A 14,526-nucleotide genomic window follows, 5' to 3' on the forward strand; every position below is an offset into this window, starting at 1 on the left:
TGGCATAGCGGCAGGATAACCACGTAACACCCCCAAGGCTTGACCGTGCACACCGCACTGCGGCGCCTGCGGTCAAGTTTGCCGAAGGTGGTCCAGCCTGGGGCGAAATGCACACCGGCGCACCAGCACTGGGCTTTTTCTCTCGTTATGGCGGCCACCGCATTCGGCCGTAAAATGGGTAATCGGGTAACGGGCCAGCGCACAGCCAGTAAGGCGCGGCGGCTCTGGCCCGGGGAAACAGGGCAAAGGTACGGCATTTGCTTGAAACAAATTCATACAAATAGCCGGCGACCCTCATCCATGTTGCAAACTTCGGCCCAGTTCAACCCTTTTAGCGCCCCGCGCCCAGTTCATCAGGGTGTGTTATCCGCAGCCGCCAGCGGCTTGGATGCCTTCATCGTTGGCCAAGGCGGTGACCTGGACCGAGTATTTGGCCGCGCCGGCATCGACCCCGAACAACTGCGCCACCCTACCTTGTCACTGGGCCTGCCGCATTATTGCCAGTTGCTCGAAGAAGCCGCCCGGCAAACCGGCTGTGAGCATTTCGGCCTGCTTTACGGGCAACAGTTCAAACCGCAAGCCTTGGGCTTGCTGGGGTATGTGGGGCTGTGCTCGGCCACCTTGGAAGAAGCCTTGGTGAACTTTGCCGCGGCGTTTCCACTGCACCAGCACAGTACGCTGATCGACCTCAAGGACCTGGGCGACTGTTATCGCTTCGACTACCTGGTACGCCACCCCGCCATCGGCCAACGCCGCCAGGATGCCGAGCTAACCCTGGGCATGGCACTGAACCTGATGCGCCACGTGTTGGGCCCGGCATGGGCGCCGCGCGAAGTGTATTTCGAACATCAATGCCCGGCCGACGCGTCAGTGCACCGTGAGGCTTTCGCCGCCCCGGTACGGTTTGGCCAACGCTGCAACGGGTTGCTGATCCCCAAGCGGGACCTGGCCGGCCAGGTGATGCCCGGGCGCGACCCGGTATTGTTGATGCTGGTCAAGGACACTTTGCGCCAGTTGGGCGGCAGCGGCAGTACCCACGAGGTGCTTGAGCAGGCCCGTGCACGGTTGCGCGGCAGCCTGCACTTGGGCGAACCGAGCCTGGCGTACACTGCCCATGCCTTGCAGCTGGGCGAAACGACCCTACAGCGGCGCCTGCGCGAGCATGGCTTGAGCTTCAGCCAGTTGGTCGAGCAGGTGCGCCAGGAGCTCGCCTTGCGACACTTGCGCGAACAGCGCCTGAGCATTAGCGAACTGGCGCCGCTGTTGGGCTATTCGGAAACCAGCGCGTTTTCCCGCGCCTTCCGCCGCTGGTTCGGGGTAAGCCCCCGGCAGTGGCGCAACACCACCGGTTCAGTGGCCCAGGGTGGCGTATAACAGCGCCGCGGCTGCCAGCGCGCCGGCGACGGCGAACGCCTTTTGAAGACTCGGCCCTGCCAGGCGCTTGAGCAACCGGCGCCCCAACAGCACGCCGATGGCCGCACCGGCGGCAAACGGCAGCCCCACGTCCAAGCGCAACACCCCCCACCACAGCGCACTGCCTACCGCACCGGCCGAAACCAGCGCGATCACCGCCATCGACGTGGCGACGATGCTCGCCATCGGCAAGTCGCTGCAACGCCGCAGGGCCGGCACGATGACAAACCCGCCACCGACACCCAGCAAACCGGACAACGCGCCAGCCAACGCACCGGTGATGGCCAATGCCCGTGCGCAGGGCAGGGTCCAACGCAACCGGCCAACCGCCGGGTTGAGCACGCAGGGCATCAACGCCACGGCCGGCGATGGCCCCCTGCACCCCCCGCGCCATTGGCGCAGGCTGCTCAGCAGCAACACAGCGGCAAACCCCACCGCCAAGGGTGTGTGAGGCAGCCGCTGGCCCAGCCACAGCCCCGCCGGCGCGACCAGCAAGCCCATCGCCGCTACCCACCCGGCGGCGCGATAGCGCACGGTACCGTCGCGCAGCCCCAACAGCGCACCCACTGCCGCACCGAAGCCCACCGCCAGCAACGCCACCGGGGCCGCCTGGTTCACTGGCAAGCCGAGCACCAGGATCAATAACGGTACGGCGAAAATCCCGCCCCCGGCCCCGGTCAGTGCCAGCACCGCCCCCACCAATGCGCCGAGCACAACGGCGGTCACGCCGGCATCCGCCTTGGCCATGGGCGCTGCCTGGCTCGGGCCAGGCGCAACGGCCAGGCTACAGCGCTTTCCCAGGGTCCCCGGCACAACGCTGGGGAGCATTTAAAAGCAGGCATAGGCGGCTCGTTAGAACAGGTTCAAGGGAATTTTCAGGTAGCGCACACCGTCGGCATCGGGCTCCGGCAGTTGGCCAGCGTGCAGGTTCAGCTGCACCGCCGGCAACATCAGCGCCGGCAGCTCCAACTGCGCGTCCCGCGCCTGCCGCAGCGTCACGAAGGCCTGTTCTTCGGTGCCGTGGCGCACATGCACGTTTTCAGCACGCTGTTCGGCCACCGTTTGCATACAGCTAAGTGCCCGCCCGCCAGGGCGGTAGTCGTGGCATAGGTACAGCGCCGTGGCCGGTGGCAAGGCGAGGATGCGCTGGATGGATTGGAACAACTGGCGGGCATCGCCACCGGGAAAATCGCAGCGGGCGGTGCCATAGTCGGGGCTGAATAGGGTATCGCCGACGAAGGCCGCCCGCGGCGTGCCGGCCTCTTCCAGCACATAGGTCACGCAGGCCGGTGTGTGCCCCGGCGTGTGCAGCACGCGGATCACCAGCCCGCCCAGCGCCAAGGTGGCGCCATCGTCGAGCAACAGGTCGAAGGGTGCACCACTGCCAACCGGGTAGCGCGCCAGGTCGAACCAGCGCGCGAATACCTGTTGCACCCGGCACACTCCCTGGCCGATCCCGACCTGCCCACCCAGCTGGGCTTTGACATACAACGCGGCCGACAGGTGGTCGGCATGCACATGGGTGTCCAGAACCCAACGCACCGTGGCGCCGAGCTCACGCACCCGCGCGATCAGGCGATCGGCCGACGCGGTACTGGTGCGCGCCGCTTTGGGTTCGAAATCGAGCACGCTGTCGATGACCGCACAATCGCCAGATGGGGCGTCGAGTACCAGGTAGCTCAGGGTGGATGTGGCCGGGTCAAAGAACGCTTCGACCTGCAGGCGATCAGCCATGGGTGCCTCCGTCGCAATAATGAATGCAGGGGTGTCAATATCCATGCCAGCCACCCATCGCCCATAAACCGGGGCCTGTAGCGCAATATGGGAATGCCATGGCTGCCATTTTGGCAGCCACCTGGCGGCTGGATGGCAGCTTGTGGCAGTATGGCCATTTTCAGCCAGCCCACCCTCGCCATGTTCGACGCCCAGGCCCTCAGCGCCTTTCTTGAGCACGACCCACTGCCGTGCATCGTGCTCGACACGGACTACCGCATCATCGCCAGCAACACCGCGTACCAGCGCCAATTCGGCCAAGCCAGCCAACCTCATCTGGGTGCCAAGTGCCACCAGGTGTCTCACCACTACGCCGTGCCCTGTGATCAGGCCGGCGAGCTGTGCCCGATGCAAAAGGCCCGCGACAGCGGGCTGCCTGAGCGGGTGCTGCACGTGCACCATAGCCCCCGCGGGCCGGAGCATGTCGATGTGGAACTGCGCCCGCTGGTCGACGGCCAGGGCCAGGTATTCGGCTACGTAGAGCGGTTGCGCACAGTGAGTGTGGCTGCCGCGCAGCCCCAGGGCGCCGGGCTGGTGGGCCACAGCCCCGCGTTCAAGCGCGCCCTGGCAGACCTTGAGCGCGCCGCGCCAGCACAGATCCCGGTGCTGCTGCAGGGTGAATCCGGGACCGGCAAGGAGCTGTTCGCCCGCGCCTTGCATGCCAGCAGCACCCGTGCCGCGGGCCCGTTCGTGGTGGTCGATTGCACCGGCCTGAGTGAAGCGTTGTTCGAAAGCGAACTGTTCGGCTATGAAAAAGGCGCTTTCACCGGCGCGGTGGGGCGCAAGCTCGGGCTGGCCGAAGCGGCCCATGGCGGTACGTTGTTTCTCGATGAAATCGGCGAGGTACCACTGGCGGTGCAGGTCAAGCTACTGCGGCTGATCGAAGCCGGCAGCTTCCGCCCGGTGGGCAGCCTGCGCTCGGTGCACGCGGATTTTCGCTTGGTGTGCGCCACCCACAAACCGCTCAAGGCCATGGCTAGCGAGGGCACCTTCCGCCAAGACTTGTACTACCGTATCAGCGCCTTTCCGATTCACCTGCCGGCGCTGCGCGAACGCCAGCAAGACTTGCCATTGCTGGTCGCCAGCCTGCTGCGCCGCCACGCCGAGGGCGTGCCAAAGCGCTTGGACCCGGCGGCGATGGCATGGCTGCAGGGTTATGCGTTCCCGGGCAATATCCGCGAACTGCGCAACCTGCTGGAACGCGCGCAGTTGCTGGCCGACGATGGCGTGATCCGCCTCAAAGACTTACCGGCCAGCGACCCCGCGGGCGACCCGGCCGCGCCCGGCCGGGTCGCCCGCGAGTGCGCTGAACTGCGCCGTACCCTGGCCGGCTACCAGGGCTCGCGCAAGGCGCTGGCCAAGGCATTGGGGGTGTCGGAGCGCACACTGTACCGGCGCCTTAAACAGTTATGAGGTGTTTACTTTTTCACCAGGGTGTATATATATACAGCTGATACCCTTTACCCTTCGTCCGTTGGCGGGAGCCCTAAACCGTGATGCGGCTGGTCGACAAACACGGCGCGTTATTGCGCAGCCTCACCCCTGCCGAGCAGGCGCAGCTCGAGGGTTTTGCCCAGGCACGCCTGCAGGGCCGTGAACAACTGCAAGCTAACCAATGGCTGCTCGGCATCCGCGCGGCCGGCCAATGGCTGGCGTGCGATTGCCAAGCAGGCCAATGGCCGATGCTTAACGTAACGCTCAATGGCCACACCGGTACGCTGTTTTTAAAGAACAACCCTGGCACCCCTGAGCATGCCGCACATTGCCCATTCGCCCACCAGGGCCGCAGCGAAACCGACACCGACCCGGGGCTGCCGGCCGCCTGGCTGGCGCCGGATATCCCGCTGAAACTATTGGCCGATTTCAACGACCCAGAGCGAGGCAAAAGCCGTGCGCTGCTGCTCAACTTGCTGTTGACCTGGCTTGAGGCCGCCGGCTTGAACACTGTCCAACCCAACGCCAAGCGCAGCCTGGCCGAACAGTTCAGCGCGTTGCGCCAGGTGGCGGCGCGTTACCCCTTGATCGAACGGGTGCCGGCCAGCCACTACCTCGAAACCCGCCTGGACATGAAGCACATGATGATGCTCAAGGCGCGCCTGCAAGCCTCCACGGCCTTTGGCCGCCACCGGCGCCAAGGGCTGCTGCTCGACTGCGTCAGTGACGTGCGCGGGCGCAAGGTGTTCGCCGCGCACGCCGGCAACGGCTTCGACTTCCAGGGCCATCACAGTTTGTGGGGCGGCGCCCCTTGCAGCGGGCCGCTATTGGCAATGGGGGTGTACTCGCCAGCGCTGCCAGGTAGCCAATTTTATGAATTGATACACGTTGCGACCTTACCGGTGCTGTCGCGCCAACAGCTGTTTCCCGTGTGCCGCGCCGAAGAGCGCGAGCCATTGCATGCGTTGTTGCGGCTGATCGAATGGATGGCCAGTAAGGGGCTGCAGGTTAGCCTGCGCCGGCCGGTATTGGGCGGCCACGGTGAGGATGAACTGCTACTGAGCGCCGCCGGGGACCGCGTGTTGGCCGTGTCGCTGCTGGCGCAGCCACGTGGCCCAGAGCCGCAATCCGATACGTTCAAGCGCCTGGCCGACTTCAAAAGCATCGACACCTTTTGCAAGTACGTGGCCGGTTTTTTCATGCGTGGGCGCTGACCCCGGCCACCGAGCGCGCTTGGGCGTTCAGTGCCGGGCAGGCTCAGCGGCGGTGAGTTTCTCCACGCTGTTGATCAACTGGCCCATGGTCCACGGCTTGGGCAAGAATTCGACCTGGTCGGCAATGCGGGCGGTTTCCGGCATTCCATGGCCGCTCATGATGATCACCGGGATCATCGGCCACTGAACCAGCACCCGGTCGGTCAGCTCAGCACCGTCCATTGAGGAACCAGGCATGCGGACGTCAGTGATCAGCAGTTGGAAACGCTCGGCATGGTCCTCTAGGCAATCCAACGCTTGATCGGCCGACTCACACGCTTCGGTTTCGAAACCTTCTAAACCGAGCACCTCACAGACGAAGTCCCGAATAATCGGTTCGTCTTCGACCACCAGGACCCGGCGCTGTGCCTGCGGGTTGTTCATTAATTCATCTTCACTGAAAATAGCGCCATGCATCTGATTCACTTCCTGATTTTGTGCGTTGCCGAGGTTGCGAGCGCACTTATGAGGTTCGTCAACAGGTAACCGCGATAATTCGGACGTTGCGCTTGATCAAGCGACAGGCGGTTGGCGAATGTGTAATGCAATATCTGCTGTTGGCTGCACCACCGTGGCGGTGCCTTTTGCTGCCGGGCTTGCGGCCTTGCCCGGCGGCAACGTTAAGCGCCAACGCTTGGCTGAACGTCTGCAACAGCATCCTCGGTGGTAGCTACGCTGGCTTCGTGCTGCAAAAGCTGCCCTAACACGGCCATCGCCTGTTCGCTTTGCGCGCCCCAGGGGTGCCCATGGTTAAGCCGGGCACAATGGCCAAAACCGCGGGTGGCTGAGAAAATCGGCCCGGGCGCCAGGCTGATGCCGTGGGCCAGGGCCAACCGGAACAGCTTAAGCGCATCGACCTGTTCGGGGAATTCGAACCAAAGGAAGTACCCGCCCTGGGGCTGGGTCACCTTCGTGCTGGCGGGGAAATGCCGCGCCGCCGAGGCCAACATCGCGGCCTGTTGCGCCTGCAACTGGTGGCGTAACTTGCGCAGGTGGCGATCATAACCGCCCTGTTGAAGGTAATCAGCGATGGCGGCCTGGGCCGGCACCGATGGGGAGAGCGTGGTCATCAATTTAAGTTGGCTGACCTTTTCGGCGAAACGCCCAGCCGCCACCCAGCCCACGCGGTACCCCGGCGCCAGGCTTTTGGAAAACGAGCCGCAGTGCATGAACAAACCCTGTTGATCATAATACTTGAGCGGGCGCGGCGGCTGGCTGCCGTAATACAGCTCTGCGTACACGTCATCTTCGATCAGCGGCACTTGGTAGCGCTGTAGCAGCGCGGCCACCGCTTGGCCACTGGCCGCAGAAAGGCTCGCACCCAAAGGGTTCTGGAAGCTGCTCATGAGCCAGCAGGCTTTGATCGGCAACCGCGCTAGGCTATCTTCCAACACCTGCAAATCGATGCCGGTGCGTGGGTGCACGGGGATTTCCACCGCTTTGAGCTTCAATCGCTCAAGCACCTGCAACGCGGCATAGAACGCTGGCGCTTCGATCGCCACCAAGTCGCCGGGCACCGTCACGGCCTGCAGGCACAGGTTCAACGCCTCCAATGCCCCATTGGTGATCACCAGCTCTTCCTGCGCCAATAACGCCCCGCTGAGCCGATAGCGCAGCGCGATTTGCCGGCGCAGGTCAGCATTGCCAGCGGTCATGTCGGCGATCACGTCGAACGGTTTAAGCCGGCGCAGGCTCTGCCCCATGGAACGCGCCAAACGCCCGAGTGGAAACAGGTCAGGGCTCGGGAATGCCGAGCCGAACGGCACGGTATGCGGGTCTTTGAGCGAGCCCAGCACGGAGAATACCAACTCGCTGACCCCCACTTCGGTGGCGTGCAGTTGGCGTGGCCCGATGCCCGGCTGTTGCAACGGCCGTTGGGCGTGCTCGCGAACATAATAGCCGGAACGCTCACGGGCTTGGATCAAGCCCCGGTCTTCCAGCAAGTAATACGCCTTGAACACGGTGGCCGGGCTTACCCCATAGGTGCGGCTGGCATGGCGCACCGAGGGCACGCGCTGGTTCGGCAGCAGCACGCCGGTGCGGATGAGTTCGGCGATGTCGTCGGCGAATCGTTCATAACGCTTGAGTTTGTGCATGGCCGAAGCATACCAGCTAGTGGGGTGCCTCAGACGCTTACACAAACAACGGCACGCGGATGTTGTTGCGGGCAATGCCGCCGCCGCGGCTCACCTTCCCCGGGGTGGCCAGGCGCGCCACGGCAGCGGACAGCATCGGTGAATAGCCCGCTCCCTCCCCGCGGTCGAGGCGCGCTATCAGCTCGCCCGACAGGCCCGGGAATTAGCGCGCCCGGCCCACCGCCTGGGTTTGCAAAGCACTGATACCCATCACTTGCGCCTGGTCCATCACCTGTTCAGCCGCTGTGCCCGCCGGCGGCATCAACAGGCTGTTTTCGCTATCACCATAATGCAGCGCCATTAAGCGGCGAGCGGCGATCTCCGGCGCGATTTCAGCTTGGCTGTGTTCGATTTCATGGCTGCGGGGCTGGCCGTTGAACAAGTAGCTGACGCGGTGCCGATAACGTTCGGCCCCGGGCGGCACGTCGGGAAAGTAATCGTCATGGCCGGCACTGCTGGTACGGCTTGCATAACCCTGTTGGCCTTGGATATCCATCGGTAACCTCCACTGATAGAAGAACATGCACAGGTTAGATGCTGGGGGTTTTCCAAGGTGCCCACCATCGGCTGGGCGGTAACCCCGGGGTACCGCCTAGCGGGGTGGCAGGCGATTGGGGAACTAGATGGCTTTTTGCCTTTCTATCTGCATGACATTCGCAAGTGAAGGCGCCCCGATGTCCAATATCTCCAACCCCGTGCAAATCGTTGCCAGCGCGCTGGCCATGCGGCCCACGCAAACGGAGCCGGCGGCCAACGACAACGATGAGCCTCCCGAACGTCGCTCACCCAGGCCCCTCCCACGCCGCGTGCGGCAGCGCTTGAAAAAAACCTGATCGGTCATTGCGTAGAACCTTGCAACCATGTGGCGAGGTCGGTGACCTCTTGGGTGTTTACCGTATGGTCCATGCCCGGATATACGTGAAATTGCGGTGTTACACCCAAACGTTGAAGCAAAGCATTTGCCTGCGGCGCGCTGTCGTAGGGTAGCACCGAGTCGGCCGTGCCATGGGCGATGAACACCTTCAGCCGCTCAACGCCAGGCAATGGCTTGGCCGCCTCGCGCAATTGCGGCAACACCTTGCCACTTAACGCGGCGAAGCCGGCCACCAGGCGGGGGTTGGTCAAGGCCAGTTCGTAACTCAAGATCGCCCCTTGGCTAAAGCCCACCAGGTAAGTGTGCGCAGCATCGGTGGCATATTTGTGTTGCGCTTGCTGGATGAACGAGGTCAACCAGCGCTCGCTGGCGGCGAGTTCGTCCGGCACGCCGTCGTATTCGCCGTTGCCGGGCAAGCGGGTGAACCATTTGTACCCGCCATCGCTCATCTCCAGCGGCGCGCGCACCGACAGGTAGGTGTAATCCGCCGGCAGGCGCTGCTTGAGGGAAAATAGATCCTCTTCGTTCGCGCCATAGCCATGAATGAAGATCACCAAGGGTTGGCCCTGTGGATGCGGGCCCGTCTGTACCAAGTATTTAAGTGCCAGGTCGGTTTGCAATACCGGCTGCGCCTGGGCATATAGGCAGCCTAGCAACAACAACGCGGTGATCAACGGCTTCATGCAACGGCCTCAAGGTTGGGATTATACTTTCACGCTGGGCGCAGCCTGCCCGTTTCTGACCCGCTTAAGGATGAAATGTTTGAAAGCCACTCGCTTGCTGCTGGTCTGCCACGCCGGCACCCAGGCGCAACGCCAAGGCCGCTTTCCTACCGCCGAAGAGCCTATCGAGGCGGCCTTGCCCCCGACTGGCGAGTTCCCCGGTACGCTGTTGTGCGCACCGGAGCGGCGTTGCTGTGACAGTGCCGCACTGCTGGGCCACGCCACGCGCTGTGGCGCCCTGCGAGACTGCGACTTCGGCCGCTGGCAGGGCCGCTCCCTGAAGGAACTGGAACAGGCTGAACCCGCGGCCCTAAGCCGCTGGTTGCAGGACCCGGCGGCCACGCCGCATGCGGGCGAGAGCCTGGTGGCGCTGTGCGAACGCGTCGGCCAGTGGCTCGACGCCTTGCCGCCTGGGCAGTACACCGCAGTGACCCACCCTTGGGTGATGCGCGCAGCGTTCATCCGTGGCCTACAACTGCCGGTGGCGTGCGCCGCACAGTTGGACATCGCGCCTTGGGCGCGGCTGCGGCTGAGCCGGGTGGGGGTATGGCGGGTGCGCTTGGGTAGCGAGTAGGCGCGGTATTACCACCCCTATCGCCATGGCGCCGCGCCAGGCAGGCTATCGCCGGCCGTTCCGGCACGGGCGCCAAGGCTTTGCGAGGCTTCGGCGTGCAAGCGAAACTCTTCCGGGGCGCCGTGCCGGTAACGGATCTGTACCGACATCCGCCGCTCGCCGATCACCCGCTCGGCCTGTTCCATCACCTCATGCAAGGCGCTGGCTTCCACCAAGGGCTCCGCTTGGTCGTTCTCATAAAGCCCCCAGCCGTTTTCCGACGGTTTAATCCGGTACACGTCCATATGCTTTCTCCGTTTATTGCTGTTGTTTGAATTATCGACTGGCAGGTCAACGCAGCGGTTCAGAATGGATCCGTACCGTTTATCTGCTCTTTTCATGGGCCGCCGTTGCGCTATCCTGCAGTTTTTTTATACACGGAGTAATTGCACCATGCTGCGTCTTGCCCTCATGGCCCTTGCGGCCGCCCTCGCCAGCACCGCTCAAGCCGCGCCGCTGCAATGTCCCCATGGCTTGGTCAGCGAAGGGGACAGCGACCTGCAGGTAGTACACCAATGTGGCGAACCGGCTCAAAAGCAGATTTTGCCGGCGGCCATCCTGCGCGACCACCAGGCCAATGATCACGCTGTGACCGTAGAGCGTTGGGTTTATGGGCCAAGCAACGGGCTGTACCAGCGCCTGCGGTTCATCGACGGGCACTTGGCCCAGATCAGCAGTGGCAAGGAATAGGCAAAAAAAAAGCCAGGCACCCAAGAGGAAAATGTGCCTGGCCCTTTACGCGGGGGGAGTGTTCGAGCCGTTGGCGGGCCCGACGGAATTCACTGTACGCCGCCCCTAGATAGCTAGCTATCGAATAGATAAAAAACTCTCTTCCTTTCTTCGTAACAATCGAAGTCGTCAAAAAACCGTCCATTTTCTATAGGCATATCGCCACTCGTCCAGCTTGCGACTTAAAACTGACACGCGGGCAGACGCTCGCCGATTTTATGTGTCATACCTGCCGCGATGCAGAAAACCGACTATTTTTTGGCGGTCTTTTGCAATTACGCACCACCGATGGAGGCAGGGCTATGATTTTCAACGTAAAAACGCTGTTAAGCGAAACGCAAGGCAGCACCCTGGACGAGCAATTCACCGCGCTGTACAGCCCTACGGTGCAACCTGTAACAGCCTCCGCCAGCGTGCTGAGAGGTACCCAAGGTATCGACAAGCTCACCGGCACCACCGCGGATGAGGTATTGATCGGTGCCGGCAGCGCGGACCGCCTCACGGGCGGTGGCGGCAGCGATACCTTTACCTTCGAAGCCATCACTGACAGCTACCGGACCGCCAGCCAATCATTCACCGACCTGATTGTGGATTTCGACCCGGCCACCGACCTGCTCGATGTGTCGGCACTGGGGTATACCGGTTTGGGCGATGGCCTCGATGGCACCCTGCAAGTGGTGTACAACGCCAGCAATGGCCGTACCTACCTTAAGGACCGCCAAGCCGACAGCGCAGGCAACCGCTTCGAGGTTGCCTTGCAGGGGGATTATTCGGCAACCCTTAGCGCAAGCCATTTCATCTTCGCTGGCGCCGCGGTGTCTAACAATGCGCCAGTACTTTCCATGCCGTTGAGCGATGCGCAAGCCACTGAGCAAGTGGCGTTTGCCTACACCGTGCCCACCGACGCGTTTTCCGACCCGGACAGCGACAGCTTGACGTTCAGCGCCACCCTGCAAGACGGCAGCGCCCTGCCCGCCTGGTTGGTGTTCGATGTGGCCAAACGCACCTTCAGCGGTACCCCCGGCACCGAGGCGGCCGGTGACTACAGCGTATTGGTGACCGCCACCGATCCCAGCGGGCTGTCGGTCAGCGACGCCTTCGTCCTGGCCGTGGCCGATGCCCCGAGCAATACGGTGACCGGCAGCGAAGCCGGCGAAACCCTCACGGGCACGGCGGCCAGCGACTTGATCCAGGGCCTGGGTGGCAACGATACCCTTAAGGGCGGCGCCGGTAACGATGTACTCGTTGGCGGCGCTGGGCGCGACGCGCTGTATGGCGAAGGCGGTGCCGACACGTTTCGCTTCAGCAGCGTGGACGATAGCTACCGCGACTACAACACCGGCGGCATCACCAGTACCGACACGCTCTACGACTTCACCCCAGGCCAGGACAAGATCGATGTGAGTGCCCTGGGTTTCCTGGGGCTCGGCGACGGCGGCAGCCACACGCTGTATATCACCGTGAACGATGCTGGCGATAAAACCTATATCAAATCTGCCGAGCCCGATGAAAATGGCCACCGCTTCGAAGTGGCCCTGGCCGGTGACCTCTCCGCAAGCCTGTCGGCCTCGGATTTCGTGTTCGCCGAACGCGAGCCACAACACATTTTGTACCTACCCACCCTGGGGCAATCCAACGCACGGTTGATGGGCATGACCGAAGACGACGACCAATCCGGTATCAGCGAAATGGTCAAGGACCTGAGCCGCTACACCGATTACGACGTGCGCAGCCAATTCACCGATGCCGACGGCAACGACATCGATATCGCCATCGGCGGCAGCACGGTGTGCGGGTTGTCTACCGGCAGCGCGGAAGAATTGAGCCTGTCCTGGTGGCTGACCGACACTGACCAGCCCGGTGCGTTGCTGCTGCGCGCGGTCGGGCTGCTCAAGGAGCAATTGGCAAGCTTGCAGGCGATCGACCAAGTGACCATGGGCATTATTTGGGGCCAAGGGGAGCAAGCCGCCCAGGAGATTGCCCGGGCGACCGACAAGGTGGCCGCTGCGGCGCTGTACAAGGAATCGACCTTGAAAGTGTTCGACTACCTGCACAGCCAATTGGGCGACTTCGATGTGTACCTGATGGAAACGGGCAATTACCAGGCTGAAGGCGCCGCCGCACGCGGCTATGACGAGGCCAAGATCAGCAGCATCCAAGACGGCGTGGTAACGGTGCGCGAAGTTCAGGAGCAAATAGCCGCTGAGCGCGATGACGTGAAGCTCGCCGTGGATTATTCCGACCTTCCGCTGCGTTACGATGTGGACCCGGTGACCTACCCCGATGACGTGTGGCACCTGCATGAGGAGTCCGATGAAATCGTCGGCCAGCGCCTGGCTGACTATATCGCCGACGACCTTGGCTATACCGGCGACCCCACCGATAACAACAGCGTACAGAGCATCTTCGATGACGCGGCCAACCAACAAGGCCATGACATACAAGGCACCGACGAAGACGACACCTTGGTGGGCACGGACCAGAACGATACCCTCGACGGCGACCTGGGCGCCGATACGCTCAACGGCGAGGGCGGCAACGATACCTATATCGTCGACAACGCAGGCGACCAAGTGATCGAAACCGACCCCGACGATAAACAGATCGACACGGTGAAAAGCTCGGTGAGCTGGGTGCTCGGCGCCAACCTCGAACACCTGGAACTGACCGGCGTCTCAGCCATCAACGGCACCGGTAACAGCCTGCGCAACTTCATCAGCGGCAACGGTGCGGCCAACTTGATCGACGGCGGTGCCGGGGCCGACAGCATGACCGGCGGCGACGGCTCTGACATCTACGTGGTAGACAACGTCGACGACAGCGTGATCGAAACCAACAGCGACGCTACCACCGGGGGTGTCGACACGGTGTACAGCCGTTTGGCCGCCTATACCCTGGCCGAGAACACCGAGATCCTGGTAATCGACAGCAGCACAGCCGCCGATGGCACTGGCAACAACCTGGATAACCTGATCGTCGCCGGCGCGGGGGATAATGTGCTCGATGGCCGCGACGGCATCGACACGCTGTCTTACGCCAACGCCTCGGCCGGCGTCAGCATTGCCCTGAGCACCACCCAGGCGCAGGCCACCGGCGGCTCCGGCACCGACGTGGTGAAACGCTTCGAAAACCTGTTGGGCAGCGACTTTGCCGACCAACTGACCGGCAGCAGTGCCGATAACGTCCTCGAAGGCGGGGCCGGCGACGATGCGTTGCTAGGCGGCGCGGGTGATGATCGCTTGGCGGGCGGGCGCGGCACCGACACTTTGACCGGTGGCAGCGGGGCCGACACCTACGTGTTCAACAGCCTCGACGAACTGGGCAGCGGGGCTGCCCGCGACGTGATCGTAGGGTTCAAAAGCGCCGAGCATGACCAACTGGACTTGACCGCGCTGGGCGACTTCACGTTCATTGGCAGCCAAGCCTTCAGCGCCACCGACGCCAGCGGCCAACTGCGCTTTGACAGCGGGGTGCTGTACGGCAGTGTGAATGCCGACGCCACGGCGGAATTCGAGATTCAGCTGACGGGCGTCAAAACCCTACAGGCCAGTGACTTCGTCAGCAGTTAAAGCCACTTGCC

At 63.1% G+C, this 14,526-nt stretch carries 13 protein-coding genes and 1 pseudogene; 7 read left to right on the forward strand and 7 right to left on the reverse strand.

Annotated features, from left to right (window positions below):
* The first annotated feature begins 300 nt into the window (after window positions 1-300).
* Window positions 301-1,374, forward strand: coding sequence for an AraC-like transcriptional regulator QhpR (qhpR, locus tag HAQ05_RS23840; protein ID WP_190425512.1), 1,074 nt, complete (start codon window positions 301-303; stop codon window positions 1,372-1,374).
* Here qhpR and HAQ05_RS23845 read toward each other — a convergent pair.
* Together HAQ05_RS23845 and HAQ05_RS23850 are read right to left on the reverse strand one after the other, a co-directional pair.
* Window positions 1,351-2,160: a sulfite exporter TauE/SafE family protein gene (locus HAQ05_RS23845; RefSeq protein WP_190425515.1), complete on the reverse strand. Its 810-nt coding sequence runs from the start codon at window positions 2,158-2,160 to the stop codon at window positions 1,351-1,353. The two genes, qhpR and HAQ05_RS23845, sit on opposite strands and share 24 nt — an antisense overlap.
* A gap of 105 nt (window positions 2,161-2,265) precedes the next feature.
* Window positions 2,266-3,147, reverse strand: coding sequence for an MBL fold metallo-hydrolase (locus tag HAQ05_RS23850; RefSeq protein ID WP_190425517.1), 882 nt, complete (start codon window positions 3,145-3,147; stop codon window positions 2,266-2,268).
* Between the two features lie 150 nt (window positions 3,148-3,297).
* On the opposite strand from HAQ05_RS23850, the gene HAQ05_RS23855 reads away from it, so the two are divergent.
* Entirely contained in the window at window positions 3,298-4,599 is a 1,302-nt protein-coding gene (locus HAQ05_RS23855; protein ID WP_190425520.1) for a sigma-54 interaction domain-containing protein, read from the forward strand.
* 83 nt (window positions 4,600-4,682) lie between these two features.
* Entirely contained in the window at window positions 4,683-5,834 is a 1,152-nt protein-coding gene (locus tag HAQ05_RS23860) for a hypothetical protein (protein WP_190425587.1), read from the forward strand.
* Window positions 5,835-5,861: 27 nt separating this feature from the next.
* Here the strand turns inward: HAQ05_RS23860 and HAQ05_RS23865 are convergent, their stop codons facing one another.
* From HAQ05_RS23865 to HAQ05_RS23875, 3 genes are all read right to left on the reverse strand, one after another.
* Entirely contained in the window at window positions 5,862-6,290 is a 429-nt protein-coding gene (locus HAQ05_RS23865) for a response regulator (protein ID WP_238935296.1), read from the reverse strand.
* A 203-nt stretch (window positions 6,291-6,493) separates the two neighbouring features.
* The gene (gene mapR / locus HAQ05_RS23870) at window positions 6,494-7,969 is read right to left on the reverse strand and encodes a GntR family transcriptional regulator MpaR (RefSeq protein ID WP_190425522.1); all 1,476 of its coding nucleotides are present in this window, start codon (window positions 7,967-7,969) and stop codon (window positions 6,494-6,496) included.
* Between the two features lie 202 nt (window positions 7,970-8,171).
* Complete coding sequence (locus tag HAQ05_RS23875; RefSeq protein WP_190425525.1) at window positions 8,172-8,504, reverse strand: hypothetical protein; 333 nt, start codon at window positions 8,502-8,504, stop codon at window positions 8,172-8,174.
* 178 nt (window positions 8,505-8,682) lie between these two features.
* On the opposite strand from HAQ05_RS23875, the gene HAQ05_RS23880 reads away from it, so the two are divergent.
* A complete protein-coding gene (locus HAQ05_RS23880) occupies window positions 8,683-8,841 on the forward strand; it encodes a hypothetical protein (RefSeq protein ID WP_190425528.1) in 159 nt (52 codons plus the stop codon).
* A gap of 4 nt (window positions 8,842-8,845) precedes the next feature.
* Here HAQ05_RS23880 and HAQ05_RS23885 read toward each other — a convergent pair whose 3' ends face one another.
* Window positions 8,846-9,565, reverse strand: a complete 720-nt coding sequence (locus HAQ05_RS23885; protein ID WP_190425531.1) for an alpha/beta hydrolase — start codon at window positions 9,563-9,565, stop codon at window positions 8,846-8,848.
* A gap of 70 nt (window positions 9,566-9,635) precedes the next feature.
* Between HAQ05_RS23885 and HAQ05_RS23890 the strand changes: the two genes are divergently transcribed.
* Window positions 9,636-10,178: a histidine phosphatase family protein gene (locus HAQ05_RS23890; RefSeq protein ID WP_238935295.1), complete on the forward strand. Its 543-nt coding sequence runs from the start codon at window positions 9,636-9,638 to the stop codon at window positions 10,176-10,178.
* A gap of 17 nt (window positions 10,179-10,195) precedes the next feature.
* Here HAQ05_RS23890 and HAQ05_RS23895 read toward each other — a convergent pair whose 3' ends face one another.
* Complete coding sequence (locus tag HAQ05_RS23895) at window positions 10,196-10,462, reverse strand: hypothetical protein (RefSeq protein WP_190425536.1); 267 nt, start codon at window positions 10,460-10,462, stop codon at window positions 10,196-10,198.
* A gap of 148 nt (window positions 10,463-10,610) precedes the next feature.
* Here HAQ05_RS23895 and HAQ05_RS23900 point away from each other — a divergent pair, with 148 nt between their 5' ends.
* Both HAQ05_RS23900 and HAQ05_RS23905 read left to right on the forward strand, forming a co-directional pair.
* Window positions 10,611-10,907 carry a DUF2845 domain-containing protein gene (locus HAQ05_RS23900; protein ID WP_190425539.1) on the forward strand — a complete coding sequence of 99 codons (297 nt, stop codon included), beginning with the start codon at window positions 10,611-10,613 and terminating at the stop codon, window positions 10,905-10,907.
* Between the two features lie 437 nt (window positions 10,908-11,344).
* Window positions 11,345-14,515, forward strand: a pseudogene (locus HAQ05_RS23905) (M10 family metallopeptidase C-terminal domain-containing protein); the annotation flags it as partial.
* Between the last annotated feature and the right edge of the window lie 11 nt (window positions 14,516-14,526).

It is taken from the genome of Pseudomonas typographi, from assembly GCF_014694385.1.
Taxonomy (GTDB): Bacteria; Pseudomonadota; Gammaproteobacteria; order Pseudomonadales; family Pseudomonadaceae; genus Aquipseudomonas; species Aquipseudomonas typographi.

Excerpts from the sequence above, each read along its gene's own strand:
- qhpR (WP_190425512.1), top strand. The coding sequence starts at position 301 with ATGTTGCAAACTTCGGCCCAGTTCAACCCTTTTAGCGCCCCGCGCCCA.
- HAQ05_RS23845 (WP_190425515.1), bottom strand. The coding sequence starts at position 2,160 with ATGGCCAAGGCGGATGCCGGCGTGACCGCCGTTGTGCTCGGCGCATTG.
- HAQ05_RS23850 (WP_190425517.1), bottom strand. The coding sequence starts at position 3,147 with ATGGCTGATCGCCTGCAGGTCGAAGCGTTCTTTGACCCGGCCACATCC.
- HAQ05_RS23855 (WP_190425520.1), top strand. The coding sequence starts at position 3,298 with ATGGCCATTTTCAGCCAGCCCACCCTCGCCATGTTCGACGCCCAGGCC.
- HAQ05_RS23860 (WP_190425587.1), top strand. The coding sequence starts at position 4,683 with ATGCGGCTGGTCGACAAACACGGCGCGTTATTGCGCAGCCTCACCCCT.
- HAQ05_RS23865 (WP_238935296.1), bottom strand. The coding sequence starts at position 6,290 with ATGCATGGCGCTATTTTCAGTGAAGATGAATTAATGAACAACCCGCAG.
- mapR (WP_190425522.1), bottom strand. The coding sequence starts at position 7,969 with ATGCACAAACTCAAGCGTTATGAACGATTCGCCGACGACATCGCCGAA.
- HAQ05_RS23875 (WP_190425525.1), bottom strand. The coding sequence starts at position 8,504 with ATGGATATCCAAGGCCAACAGGGTTATGCAAGCCGTACCAGCAGTGCC.
- HAQ05_RS23880 (WP_190425528.1), top strand. The coding sequence starts at position 8,683 with ATGTCCAATATCTCCAACCCCGTGCAAATCGTTGCCAGCGCGCTGGCC.
- HAQ05_RS23885 (WP_190425531.1), bottom strand. The coding sequence starts at position 9,565 with ATGAAGCCGTTGATCACCGCGTTGTTGTTGCTAGGCTGCCTATATGCC.
- HAQ05_RS23890 (WP_238935295.1), top strand. The coding sequence starts at position 9,636 with ATGAAATGTTTGAAAGCCACTCGCTTGCTGCTGGTCTGCCACGCCGGC.
- HAQ05_RS23895 (WP_190425536.1), bottom strand. The coding sequence starts at position 10,462 with ATGGACGTGTACCGGATTAAACCGTCGGAAAACGGCTGGGGGCTTTAT.
- HAQ05_RS23900 (WP_190425539.1), top strand. The coding sequence starts at position 10,611 with ATGCTGCGTCTTGCCCTCATGGCCCTTGCGGCCGCCCTCGCCAGCACC.